Origin of the sequence: Streptomyces fodineus, assembly GCF_001735805.1 — a bacterium.
GTDB lineage: Bacteria > Actinomycetota > Actinomycetes > Streptomycetales > Streptomycetaceae > Streptomyces > Streptomyces fodineus.
Window position 1 is genome coordinate 2,736,271 of record NZ_CP017248.1, and the last position, 13,007, is coordinate 2,749,277.

The window sequence follows — 13,007 nt, forward strand, 5'->3', positions numbered from 1 at the left end:
TTACGGAGCGCAACCATGCGTCACTGTATGGCCAAAGGCCGGAGCGTTTCCTCTCCGATGCGGGCACGCAGCCCCGGGGCCGTGATGCCGAGGCCGGGCTCGGGAGCGAGGCACAGCACGCCGACCTTGCCGATGTGCTGATTGAGCTGGACCAGCCGGGTCGCCTCGGCCACCTCGGCCAGCGGATACACACGGGAGACGACTGGGGCGATCTTCCCCTGGCCGAAGAGGCGGGCGCACTCGGTCATCTCCTGGAGGTTGGCGATGTGGCTGCCGATGATCCGCTTGAGCCTCATCCACAGGTACCGGTTGTCGAAGGAGTGGTGGTAGCCGGTACTCGACCCGCAGGTGACCACTGCTCCGCCGCGCCGGACGACGAACACCGAGATTCCGAACGTGGCTCGCCCCACATGTTCGAAGACGATGTGCGGGTCCTCCCCCACCTCGCGACGGATGATCGCCCCCAGCCGTCTGCCGGCCTTGACCGCCTGCTCCGGGTCCTCACCCGGATCGTCCCCGAGACCGATCTCCTCACGGTTGATCACCACATCGCAGCCGAGCTTCCGGGCGATCTGGGCCTTCCGTTCCGAGCCCACCACTCCCACCGCTGTACCGCCGCCGTTCTTCACCAACTGGACCGCGTACGAACCCAGGCCGCCGGAGGCTCCCCAGATGAGCACGATGTCGCCCTGCTTCATCCGGGCACCACGGTCACCGACCAGCATCCGGTACGCCGTTCCCCCGCACACGGGGATGCTCGCGGCCTCCTCCCAGCTCAAGTGAGCCGGTTTGGGGACGAGTTGGCTGGCACGAGCCACGGCGTAGTGGGCGAGTCCCCCGTAGTTCGTCTCGAACCCCCAGGCCAGCTGGGCCTCGCTCAGCATCCCGTCCGACTGGGTGGCGGCCTCCTGGTCGTCGACGTACGCCGGGCTCACGATGACGTGGTCGCCGACGCGCCAACGCCGGACGCCGCTGCCCACGCGGACGACCACGCCGGCCGCGTCGGACCCGAGGACGTGGAAGGGCTGGTCATGCCGGGTGGCCCAACCGCCCTGCTTGGCGTAGGAGCGCAGGAAGCGGAACGTGGACAGCGGCTCGAACTTCGCCGACCAGACGGTGTTGTAATTGACCGAACTGGCCATCACGGCGAGGACGACCTCGTCGGGCGCGAGCTCGGGCATCCGGACCGCACCGACATGAAGAGTGCGGCGGACGTCCTTGTCACCGATGTCACCGCTGTCGCCGAAAACGCCCTCGTCCTCGACACGGAGGTGGGCTGCGGTGAAGTGCGAGGGCAGTGGGGCGCGTTCGATCTCCTCGGGCGACGCCCCGGACAGCACGGTCTTGGTCAGGTCGTCCATCAATGACTCCCGTGGTTGGCTTTGGAGAGGCATGCCGGCAGCACCGGCGTCGGGGGCGCGCAGGTGGACGTTCGACGACGGGTACGCCCCTGTCGGCGTGGTGCTCGGGTACGGTCCGCCGCGCATCCGCGGACGAAGTGCGACGCAGGGGTTTCGCTGCGGCCGACGCGCCATGCCCGCCGTCACCCCGCTCGGCGCGGATGCGTCCTCATACAACCGCTTTTTGGCCGCCGACTCCATCTCCGCGGTCCCTGTGGCTCCCGTTCGCTTAGGGCTGTCCTGCTGACGGGACAGGACGCGTTCGGCAGTCGAGTGCCTCGCTGCGGCATCGGCCTTGTCTTGACCGGCTGATCCACCTCCCTGACGGTGGAGGTGACGTGACGAGGTGAGGGGCACGGTGGGATGAGAGGCAGCGACGTGGGACACGCCAGCACGGACACGGACGTGGTGGTCGCCGGCGCCGGGCCGACGGGCCTGATGCTTGCGTGCGAACTGCGCCTGGCGGGCGTCGAGGTGATGGTGGTCGAACAGCTCGCCGAGCGGACGGGCGAGTCGCGAGCCGGCGGGATGCACTCCCGCACCCTGGAGGTGCTGGACCAGCGCGGCGTCCTGGACCGCTTCCTCGCGGCCGGCCACCTGACACCCGTGGGCCACTTCTCCGGTCTCTGGCTGGACTTCGACGACTTCGAGTCCAGACACCCCCTCCCGCTGATGATCCTGCAGTCCACCATCGAGCGGCTGCTGGAGGAGTGGGCTGCCGAGCTCGGCGTACGGGTCCGCTGGTCGTCCGAGGTGAGCGGGGTCCGCCAGGACGAGGCCGGCGTGGCGGTCGAGCTGCGTACGACGAAGGCGGCACCGGCGACGCTGCGGGCCCGCTACCTCGTGGGCTGCGACGGCGGCCGCAGCACCGTGCGCAGGCTGTCGGGCATCGACTTCCCCGGCACTCCGGCGACGATGACCGCTCTGCTCGGAGACGTCGTACTCCCGGGCCTGCCCGAGGAGTTCATCTTCATGCGGCGCTGTCCGGGCGGCCACTTCTCGGCCCTCTCCCTGGAGCCGGGCTGGCACCGGGTGATCACATCCGAGTACGACCGTGTTGCGGGCCGGGACGACTCCGTGACGTTCGAGCAGCTCCGGGAGTCGCTGATCAGGCTCGCGGGCACCGACTACGGCATGCACAGCCCCAGGTGGGTCTCCCGGTTCAGCGACACCGCCAGGCAGGCGGCCAAGTACCGGGACGGCCGGGTGCTGCTCGCCGGCGACGCGGCGCACATCCACTTCCCGGCCGGCGGGCAAGGGCTGAACATCGGCGTGCAGGACGCGGTCAACCTGGGCTGGAAGCTCGCCTCGGTGGTGCGCGGCCAGGCGCCGGAGAGCCTGCTGGACAGCTACCACGCCGAGCGCCACCCCGTCGGTGAGCGCCTCCTGCACAACACCCGGGCGCAGTCGGCCCTGGCCCGCCCCGGCGCCGATATGGACGCACTGCGCGAGGTGTTCGGCTCGGTCATGGCGTTCGATGACGTCAACCGGTACCTGCGCGGCATGATCACCGCACTGGACATCCGGTACCCGGTCGACGGCGACCACCCGCTGGGGGACGCCGGGTCCCCGACGCCGACCTCAAGACGCCCGACGGTGCCACCCGCGTCTACGAACTGCTGCACGCCGCCCGCCCCGTTCTGCTCGACCTGCGCGGCAGCGCCGAGGTGGCGGCGACCGCCGGGAACTGGGCCGACCGCGTCGACTTCGTCGAGGCACGGAGCGAGGACGACCACTGGACCGCCCCGGTCATGGGCGAGATCGCCGCTCCCACCGCGCTCCTCGTCCGCCCCGACGGCCACGTCGCCTGGGCCACCTCCGCCCGCACGCCCGACACCTCCGCCCTCCGGGCCGCCCTCACCACGTGGTTCGGCCCGGCCCTGCCTCGGTGAGGCACCGCCGGAGACAGGCGGTTCACCGCTGTCCTGACAACCGGTTCACCGCTGTCCTGCCGGCGGGACGAAGCACGTACGGCAGCGGCGTGCCTCGCTGCGGCATCGGTGTTGTCTTGACCGGCTGATCCACCTCCGTGAAGGTGGAGACGATGTGACGAGCTGAGAAGCGCGGCGGGATGGCCGACAGCGACGTGGGACACGTCGGCATCGACACGCACGTGGTGGCCGCGGGCGCCAGGCGGGATCGCCCTCACCGCAGAGCCGCTTCGCTCGCCGCCCATCGGCAGTGACAGGAAAGGATGCCACCCCGTGGAGCTGTCCAGATCCGGAACCAAAATGGCAAGTTTATCAGGACTTCGGCTCATCATGGATGACATCGCCACTACCACCGGCTCCGTCACCGGAAAGGAGTGGCTCAACCTCGGCATAGGAAATCCGGCGGTCATACCCGAGGTCAGGGACACCTGGCAGCGGATGACCGGCGAGGCGCTGACCGCCTCCTTCGGGGACGTCAGCTGCCGGTACGGACCGTCTCGCGGACTGCCGGAAGCGGTCGAAGCGATCGCTGACTACTTCAACAGGCGCTATGGCTGGGATGTGGGGCCGCGCAACATCGTGGTGGGTCCGGGCAGCCAAATGCTCTGCTTCATCGCCGCGGCGCTGTTCACCGGGCCGGGCGCGAGCGGTGACACCAGGCTGGTGCTGCCGATGACTCCGGACTACACCGGCTACCAGGGCCTTTCCCTGGCCGTGGAGGGAATCACAGGAGTCGAGCCCCGGTTGCGGATCCAGGGCAAGCGGTCGTTCCGCTACCTGTTCGACCTGCCCGCCCTGGAGGGGCTGGCGGATGTCGGGCTGATGCTGCTGTCCAGCCCGAGCAACCCAGCCGGCCGCTGCGCCTCGCCTGAGGAGATCCAGCGGCTCATCGCGGCCGCCCAGGGCCACGACGTACCGCTCGTGGTCGACAACGCCTACGGTGCTCCGTTCCCCGGCATCGGGGGACTGTCCATGGCGCCGGTGTGGGACGAACGCGTCATCAACGTCTTCTCCGTCTCGAAGGCCGGGCTTCCGGGGGAGCGCCTGGGCTTCGCCGTCGCCGATGAGCGGCACATCGACCCGATCGTCTCGTTCTTGTCCAACTCCGCGCTGCACGCCCCCCAGCTGGTTCAGTCGGCGCTGGCCCGCGCGCTGCGGTCCGACGTCCTCGACACGCTGGTCGCGTCGGTCATCGGACCCTTCTACGCCGAGCGCAGGAAGTTCGTCGAGTCGCTGCTGGCGGGGTCACTGCCGGAGGACATCGTCTGGTACCTGCACACCGCCGAAGGGGGCATGTTCTGCTGGGTCTGGGTGGACGAGGAGTGGTTCGACGACCTGCGGCTGTACGAGACGCTCAAGCGCAGGGGCGTCTTCGTCGTACCGGGAAGGCACTTCTTCACCGGCGCCGAGCGCAGCGAGGGCCTCGGACGACACCCCCGGCAGTGCTTCCGCATCAGCATCACCCCGGACACGGACACCATCGCCGCCGGCGTCGAGGTGATCGCGGGGGTACTGGGCGAGATGCGTGACGCAAGCGTCCGGAACCCCCGATGACCGCAGCCACGTGCCACGTGGCTATCGCGCTCGCTGTGTCATGCCGCGGGACGGCGCGGACGCGAACCCGTGCAGGCTCTGGAATGCGTACGCGGCGGAGACGAGGGCCATGTGGTGGTACCAGCCGGGGAACGAGCGTCCCTCGAAGTCCAACAACCCGAAGTCCCGCTCCATCGAACGGATCGCGGCCATCGTCCCGCCCTGCAGCGCGGTGATCGAACGGACCTCCGCGAGGGAGTGGTGGGCGAGACTGGTGAGCCAGAGCGGGCCTTGGGTGCGGTGACGGCCCGCTTCGGTGAAGAGCCGGTAGACAGGGCTGGGAGAGCGCCCTGGGGAACTGCCCGCTAGGTGGACGAGCGACGTCTGGAACTGTGCGAGGGACGCCTGTGCGTCGGGCAGGGAGACGATGGCCGTCTCCTGGCCCTGGGTGAGGAGCAAGGTTCTCGCGCTCAACAGTGCCGGGCTGCCCTCGCCGGCGGGCACCACAGCCAGCTGCGGCGGCACCGCGACGACGAAGTCGCAGCCGCGCTCGGCGAGTTCACGCAGAAGGAGCTCCACGTCGGGCACATCGCTCATGTCGACCATGACGACGGAGGACCTGGAGTCCGTGCGGGCCGACAGCCGGTCGACGAGTCGGAGCGTGTGCGCCCACAGCGGCAGGTCCTGCACGGAGTCCGGTATGCGTCCCTCCCTGCGCCGATTCCAGTCCTGCGTCCAGTCCGTCGGCAGATACAGGCACCAGTCGACCGGAACCTGCGTGGTGCCCACCCGCAGGAAGGAGCCCAGCCCCAGCTGGCAGTTGAGCGTCCGGCCCGAGGACAGGTCGAAGTAGCGGTGGACACCCACCGAACGGTCACCGCGCTTCGGCAGGACGGCCCGGCCGATGGACCAGACGGGGGCGGGCCGGTACTCCCCCACCCAGCGGGTGAGCTCCGCCATGACCTCATCGAAGTCCCACGGGCTGAGACTGACGAACTGTCGTAACGACTGCACGGCGGACGGGTCGCGGGAGACCGCGGTGGCGAGCTGGCGCAACGACTTCTTGCCGGCGGTGACGAGCAGGGCCTTCAGATAGGCGTGGGCCCAGTTGCGTTGGTCGATTCGGGGCAAGCTCTTGAAGATCGTTGCCGTGTAGTCGGCCAGGGCCGATTGCGAATGAGTGAAAGTCGCGTCCCGTGAAGTCGACGAGGTGTCCGATTGGACCGTATTCATGCCGCAACTCCCCCGTTACTGAGTGTCGGTCGGAAGGAGTCTAAGGCGCTCGCCAGCGCGGTGCCACTCTTTTCCGGGTGCCGGCTGACTGGTTCGGGGCGGCTCGAATGACACAGGATCCCGGGACGCGAGACAGCGGGTAAATGGCTGGATTCCACTCATGCCTTCCGGCGTCCACCGTCCGTCGGCCACGTTCGGGCGCTGCAGCGTCAAGGCGGTGACCAGCAGGTATGGAGGAGATGTGAATAGGCGAGGGGGAACGATGGCGATACTCGGAGCAAGCTCGATCGTAGGCGTCGGACACTTTGCATGCATAGTCCAATCAAGCCATTCGACGTACCGGTGGCTAAGATTTTCATCAAGGACTTGAACTCTGCAAAGTAGTGCCCGATGGCGCCCCGATCCTTGAACTCGGCATCATTCTCGGGATCTACTCGGGAGCGCGGCGGGTGGCCAACCCTTCTTCATTCCACAGGGAGTCACCGAAAACTGCCCCATTTATAAGCGCGTTGCCTGGAGGCGTCATGGCGAATCAGGTCGGCGACACAGAGTCCAAACTGCTCACGTTCGGCAAGACCGCAGAGGCCGCGTCGAGGCCCCTGAGAACCAGCGGGGCGGAACCTCGGCGCCAACAACAGGTACTCACCACAAAGGTGGGGCTGCACATACCCGTAGGACTCGCCTTCGAGGACTGGGAACGCGCCGGGCGTCAGCTCTCCGGGCTCCTCAACTCGTCGTCCTGGTGGCTCGGTGACTGGCTCGTCTACGGCAAGGACCAGTACGCCGACCGCTATGAGCGCGGCATCCGCGCGGCCGGCCTCCAGTACCAGACGCTGCGCAACTACGCCTGGGTCTCCCGGCGGTTCGAACTGCACCGGCGGCGGCCCGAACTCAGCTTCCAGCACCACGCCGAGTTGGCATCGTTGTCAGTCGCGGATCAGGAGGCCTGGCTCGATCGTGCCGAGCGGATGAAGTGGAACACCAAGAAGCTGCGTAACGCCATACGGGCCGAGCGCGAGGGCACCTCACAGCAGACGAGCGCGGTGGCGACGACGCGTCGGCTCGCCGTGCCCGACAATCGGCTCCAGTGGTGGCACAAGGCAGCGGCTCAGGCCGGCACCGAGTTACGGGAGTGGGTGACGGCCACACTCGACGCCGCCGCCAGCCAGCTGCTGAAGGAGGCCGACCGGCAACTCCCCCTTGAATAGCGTCGCGGGGTCCGCACACCGAGGCGTGCGGACCCCGCGTCACGGGAACGACCGTTATGACAGGCGCTTCATGAGATCCGCCGTCTGTGCGTGGCGAGTGCATCCGCGCCCCGCGAACGACCGCACCACCCGCTCGCGAACCTCGGGGTGCTGCTCCTGGCTGAGCTTGAACATCCCCTCGGCCCTGGTGACACGGACGCGGAAAGCGCCCACGCCAGTCACTATGGTGCGGAAGTAGTCGATGGATTCGCTCATGTCCCAGCTGTTGCCGAATTCCTTCTCGAACGCCTGCACTGTCGCCTGTACGACGCCCAGTGTCTCCTCCACCGAATCGATCCTTTCCACCACTCCGTGGACGTGCACCGATGTGAAGTTCCACGTGGGGGCAGCCGGCGTGATGCCGTAGACAGTGGGTGAGACGTAAGCGTGTGGACCGGTGAATGCCAAGAGGACGGCCGTCCCGGTGTCAAGCGCCGCCCAGTGCGGATTGGCTCGGTTCAGGTGACCCAGCAGGGGCATGTCGGCCAGGTCCGGAGCAGGTGCTCCCTCCCACCGCGGATCGATGATGACCGGAAGGTGGGTGGCGAACGGTCCGTCAGCGGGACTTCCGTTGCTGGCCATCAGCGCCAGCGGGTTGGCGCGCATCAGATCGAGCATCCAGGAAACGTCCGGTTCCCGGTAGTGGCTGGGGACGAACATGCAGCACTCACCTTTCGTCGTGTGACGAGGACGGGGCTTTGGGGGACCGGACTGCCTCACTCACCCCATTTCATGTAGATCACGGGTTGCTCGCGGAAGGGGAGCTGCCGGAGCGTCATGTGGTCAAGACCGAGAGTCTCGCGGATCGCGGCGGTCACGCCGGGCCACCTGGGGTGTCCGAGTTCGTCGAAGGCGACGATGCTGCCCTTGGCGAGGTGCGGACGGATCGCCTGGAGGACGTCACGGGTCGGCTCGTAGAGGTCGAGATCGAAGAAGGCCATCCCGATGACCGTCTCCGGGTTCTCCCTCAGATAGCGCGGGACCGTTTCCCGGACGTCTCCCTGGATGACGAAGGTCCGCTGAACGTGCGGGACGGGGTCGCCCGCCTCGTGCGCGGCGAGGACCTCACGCAGGTGGTCCACCTCGTTGTCGGGGACGGCGAACCTGCCGACGGCCGCGCTCGGGCTCACCTGGTCGATCTCGGAGAGGTCCGGGAAGCCGGTGAAGGTGTCGAAACCGATGATCCTGCGGTAGGAGTTGTACGGCTCGTGAAGGCCGCGCAGTGCGGTGAGGGTGGCGAGGTGGCGTCCGTGCAGGACACCGAACTCCATGATCACGCCAGGGATCTCGGGGAGCATCCGGTAGAGCGCGTCCATGGTCAGCAGATCGGCGAGCTGGTGGCGCCGTAGATAGACCGGCAGGTTGTCGATCAGGTACACCGGTGGAATCGGTGTCTCCGTCAGCAGTTTCGTGAGCCGTTCCCGCACCTCCTTCTCCTGCGCCGACTCATGGGGCAGGAGCCGCGGATTCTTGTGTTCGGGACCGGTCATGCGGTCTTCCTTTCGGCCGGCGCCTGTACGGCGCGGGCTGCGTGGACCTCGACGAAGGGCAGGATCTCGCGGAAGCGCAGAACGGTGCCGTGGCAGTAGTTGGCGTTGTGCTCGAGGCTCCGCTGCGGCATGTAGGGCATCTTCTGCCGGGCATGGTGGTCGACGCGCAGCATGACCCGTCCCGACACGGCGTCGCCCTGCACGTCGGCGTCGAGCATCTCGCGCTCCGTCAGCAGCCGGGCCAGCTCCGCGGAGACCTCCACGATGAAGGTCTCGGCATCGTCGAGGCCGTGCACGACGATCTCCGAGAAGGGGTAGTCCGGCACGCTCACGGGTTCCCGGTAGATGTAGGGCCGCGCGATCAGGTCCATCTCGAACGCCTGCCGGGCCATCGGGTCCGACCACCACTCCTGTGAGGTGACGTACTCGGCCAGCACCGTGTCGAACTCCTCGCGATGGGTGCTGAGGATCATGTGCCCGATCTTCCCGCTGAGGAGCACGTCGTAGTTGGTCAGACTGGCCAGCGACTCGGTGATGAGCTGGAGCACCTCGGAAGCTCCCCGGCGCTGGAAGTAGCGCGCGACGCTGGCGAACAGGTCGCCGTAGGAGAGGATGCCGGCCGAGTCGAGATAGCCGGAGAGCAGGAACAGGCCGCGCATGTTGTAGATGGTGTGCATGGCGTTGTACAGCCAGTACGCCTCGCGGCACTCCTCCTTCGACACCCAGTTCGTGGCGACCACGACCTCCGCCTCGGACACGTCGCTCGGCACGGGCTCCGTCGTCAGACCGTAGAGTTCCCGCTGTCCGTACATGGGCGTGTTGTGCAGGAGAAGCTGCGGGTAGACGATGACCGTGTCGGCGTAGGACCGGCACAGCTTCGTCAATCCGTCCTTGAACGACTCGAAGGTCTCCCCGGGAAGTGGCCAGATCAGTTCGACGTAGGAACTGATCTGCTTTTCCCTGAGCGTGCGCTGCAACTCGACGAAGGTCTCTTCACGGATATTTGACCGCTCCACGAGCTTGAGTGACTCAGAATTCAGCGTCTGCAGCGATATGGGTTGAGTCACCATGAGGTCGCCGCGCACGAATATCTCGGTGATCTGCGCCATGCGCTCCGGCCGGTTCTTGGTGGCCGCCATGTACACGACCAGCGGATAGCCGACTTCCTTCTTCCGCTCCACGATGTGCTCGGTCATCGCCACGTCACGGGGCGACTGGCCCCAGTTCGCGTCGGCGATGAAGAGCCCGGAGAGCCCGTTCTCCGCTATCCAGTCCAGTTCAGCCCTGATCCGCTCCTCCTCGAACTTGACGACCTTCGAGTTGGTGTGCGCGCCCCAGTAGCAGAAGGTGCAGCGGAAGGGGCACCCGCGGTTCGTCTCCAGGATCCCCATACTGAACTCGCGTCCGTCGAACACGCCCGTGAGGAAGGGGGAAGGGATCTCCATGAGATTGTTGATCCGCGGCGCGGGTTCCGTGGTGACGAGTTCGCCGCCGGACCAGAAGCTGAGTCCGGGGACCTGGTGCAGATCGGGCGCCGGGCTGCTGAGCTGCCGGAGCAGCTCCACGGACGTCCGCTCCCCCTCCCCGTTGCACACGTAGACGTTCTCCGGTGCATCCGCCAGGTAGGTTGCCGCGTGATTCATCACCTGCGGACCGCCCAGCAGGTAATGAGCGTGCGGCTGCCGCTCCCGCAGCTCCTTCAGCAGCCAGCTGACCAGCTTCATGTTCCAGATGTAACAGCTGAAGGTGTAGACATCCGCATATTTCCCGGCCAGTTCCTCCAGCAGCTTGTGCCGGTCTTCGGTCACCGGGTAGGAAACTATTTCGAAGGTATGGCCCGCCCCCACCTCGGGGTCTTCCTGCGCGCACGCCTGGATGTAACCAGAGGCGAGCGGCAGGATGTTCTCGTAGGTGGGAATCTCGACAAGCGTGACCTTCTTGCGCTCCTGGTTGCTGCTCCCGGTCCTCACCGGGATGCTCTTGATGAGCATGCTGGGCCTCCCGCCCCGAATCCTGTGCCGCTGTCTCGTCGATGTACGTGGGGTATGAAGGCTGCAACGGCCACGACCCCGCCAACGGCGGGCAGCTTCACACGCGTCCGGGCGTCCCGGTGTCCCACTGGTCTATGCGTTCGGCCAGGCCGGCGAGGACCGGCGTGTCGATGAGAACCCGCACCGTGAAATCGATGTTCCAGATGCGGCGGGCCTCCAGCACCACCTTCGTGGCCAGCAGCGAGTCCCCGCCGAGGCCGAAGAAGTCCTGTTCGCGCCCCACCTTGTCCAGCTTGAGGACATCGGCCCAGATCATCGCGAGCCGGCGTTCCGTCTCCGTCTCGAAGTCGCCTTCCATGTCAAACCCCTGTCTGCGCTGGCGTCTTCCCGGCCACCGGCCGGGGTGGTCGTGGTCGAGGACCAGAAGGGTGGGCGTGCCACGCACGGCCGCACGGCTGTCCGCGTCAGCGGCCGGGCTGCCCACGGCCCTGCAGGTGCATGCCCGCAAGCGTCTGGGCGACCGCCTTGCGGTCCGCCTTGCTGCTCGGTGTACGGGGCAGCTCCGGCAGGACCGTGATGGAGACGGGCACCGATGGGCCGGGCAGCAGCTCGGTCAGGGTGGCCATCGCTCGCCCCACGTCAAAGGTGTCCCCCTCGCCGTTCACCGTGACGGCGGCCCGCAGCTGACGGGAACCCTCGGCGATCTCGATCGGAACACATACCGCTTCCGTCACGCCGGGCTGCGCGAGCAAGCAGGCGTCCACCTCCAGCGGATTCACCCGGACTCCGCGGATCTTCACTTCGTTGTCGGCGCGGCCGACGTAGTGGATGACGTCGTCCTCGACGCGCACCAGGTCTCCGGTGCGGAAGGCCCGGTTGTGGCCGTGGCGGGTGCGGTCCAGCGGGATGTACCGCGACGCGTTGAGTCCGGGCTGGTTGAGGTAGCCGGTCGAGAGGGGCAGGCCGGTCACCAGAAGCTCCCCCACCGCCGGCTCGCCCTGGTCGACCGGTTCGACGATCACCTCGCAGCCCGGCAGCGGACGCCCGATCGGCGGCAACGTCGGCCAGTCCTCCGGCGGCCCGGTCAGCGTGTGTGCAGTGACCATGGCGGACTCGCTCTGACCGTAGTGAATGTTCAGCCGGCATCCCGGCAGACGTCGGAAGAAGTCTCTTACGGCCGGGGTGCAGACGAGCTGCTCACCGCCGAGGTTCACCTCTTGGAGCACGAGACCGTCGAGTGACTCGGCGGCGGCAGCGGCAGCGGTGAGCATGTTCAGCGCCACGTACGGCAGGAACAGGCGCTCGATCCGATTGTCCGCCAGCCAGTCCAGCAGGGCGATCGGGTCACGCCGCAATGGCTCGGGCATGATCACCAGCGTTCCGCCGCCGCACAGCGTGCCGAGGACTTCCTGGAACCACACGTCGAAGTTGAGCGGTGTGAACTGGGCGGTGCGCAGGTCCGGCCGCACCGAGTGGCTCCGTTGCCATTGCGCCATGTTGTCGATGGAACTGTGCGGCAGCACGACACCCTTGGGCAGGCCTGTGGACCCGGAGGTGTAGATGACGTACACGGGCAGATCCGCCTGGCATGGCTGCCGCGGCATGGCCGCGTCGCCGGGCGTGTCCGCAGCCGGCCGACCGGGTGCCGGCGGTATGCGCAGGGACCGCACACCGGTCGCGAACGCGGGCTCGTGGTCGGCGAAGAGCAGCACCTTGGCACCGCTGTCGGTCTTCATGTGCTCAAGGCGCTTCACCGGGTAGTCGGCGTCCAGCGGCACGTACGTGGCACCGGTGGACACCGTGGCGAGCATCGCGGCCACGATCGCGGCGCTTCGCGAGCCGGTGATCGCAACCCGGTCGCCCGGGCAAATCCCGTGGTCCGCCAGGACCACGGCGATGCTCCCGATCCACCTGGTCAGGTCGCGGTACGTCAGCTCATGGCCGTCATCGCTGATCGCGATGTCGCCCGGCCGTGTCGCCGCGGTACGGGCCAGTGCCTCGAGCAGGCACGGCGGATCCGCCGTGCCGCCCCACAGCGAAGGGAGCGCGCGGGGCGCATTCAGCTCCGTCGATTCAGTTGTCATCTGCCGGTCCTGGGCCGAAGTCGCTCATGAAACCACCGATCTGCCAACTCGTCATTCCGGACAGGCTGCTGGTGCATAGGTCAACAGGGTGCACCTGG

At 67.4% G+C, this 13,007-nt stretch carries 10 protein-coding genes; 3 read left to right on the forward strand and 7 right to left on the reverse strand.

Translation table 11 applies throughout. The annotated features are described in order from the left end of the window. Positions 1-20: 20 nt before the first annotated feature. A complete protein-coding gene (gene ccrA / locus BFF78_RS11115) occupies positions 21-1,361 on the reverse strand; it encodes a crotonyl-CoA carboxylase/reductase (protein WP_069778164.1) in 1,341 nt (446 codons plus the stop codon). Positions 1,362-1,778: 417 nt separating this feature from the next. Between ccrA and BFF78_RS50505 the strand changes: the two genes are divergently transcribed. Then, entirely contained in the window at positions 1,779-3,329 is a 1,551-nt protein-coding gene (locus BFF78_RS50505) for an FAD-dependent monooxygenase (protein ID WP_227025808.1), read from the forward strand. Between the two features lie 275 nt (positions 3,330-3,604). After that, the gene (locus tag BFF78_RS11125) at positions 3,605-4,885 is read left to right on the forward strand and encodes a valine--pyruvate transaminase (RefSeq protein ID WP_227025809.1); all 1,281 of its coding nucleotides are present in this window, start codon (positions 3,605-3,607) and stop codon (positions 4,883-4,885) included. A 21-nt stretch (positions 4,886-4,906) separates the two neighbouring features. On the opposite strand, the gene BFF78_RS11130 is transcribed toward BFF78_RS11125, so the two are convergent. Next, positions 4,907-6,097, reverse strand: a complete 1,191-nt coding sequence (locus BFF78_RS11130) for an IS701 family transposase (RefSeq protein WP_069778166.1) — start codon at positions 6,095-6,097, stop codon at positions 4,907-4,909. Between the two features lie 524 nt (positions 6,098-6,621). Here BFF78_RS11130 and BFF78_RS11135 point away from each other — a divergent pair. Then, entirely contained in the window at positions 6,622-7,305 is a 684-nt protein-coding gene (locus tag BFF78_RS11135) for an LmbU family transcriptional regulator (protein ID WP_079161261.1), read from the forward strand. Between the two features lie 54 nt (positions 7,306-7,359). Here BFF78_RS11135 and BFF78_RS11140 read toward each other — a convergent pair whose 3' ends face one another. The 5 genes from BFF78_RS11140 to BFF78_RS11160 form a co-directional block, all read right to left on the reverse strand. Then, positions 7,360-8,004, reverse strand: coding sequence for an FMN-binding negative transcriptional regulator (locus BFF78_RS11140; protein WP_069778167.1), 645 nt, complete (start codon positions 8,002-8,004; stop codon positions 7,360-7,362). A 56-nt stretch (positions 8,005-8,060) separates the two neighbouring features. Further along, entirely contained in the window at positions 8,061-8,834 is a 774-nt protein-coding gene (locus BFF78_RS11145) for a class I SAM-dependent methyltransferase (protein ID WP_069778168.1), read from the reverse strand. Then, a complete protein-coding gene (locus BFF78_RS11150) occupies positions 8,831-10,825 on the reverse strand; it encodes a B12-binding domain-containing radical SAM protein (RefSeq protein ID WP_069778169.1) in 1,995 nt (664 codons plus the stop codon). Before BFF78_RS11150 ends, BFF78_RS11145 begins: the two co-directional genes overlap by 4 nt. A 97-nt stretch (positions 10,826-10,922) precedes the next feature. After that, on the reverse strand, positions 10,923-11,183 hold the full coding sequence (locus BFF78_RS11155) for a phosphopantetheine-binding protein (RefSeq protein WP_069778170.1): 261 nt from the start codon (positions 11,181-11,183) through the stop codon (positions 10,923-10,925). Positions 11,184-11,289: 106 nt separating this feature from the next. After that, positions 11,290-12,909, reverse strand: a complete 1,620-nt coding sequence (locus tag BFF78_RS11160; RefSeq protein WP_069778171.1) for an AMP-binding protein — start codon at positions 12,907-12,909, stop codon at positions 11,290-11,292. Positions 12,910-13,007: the final 98 nt, after the last annotated feature.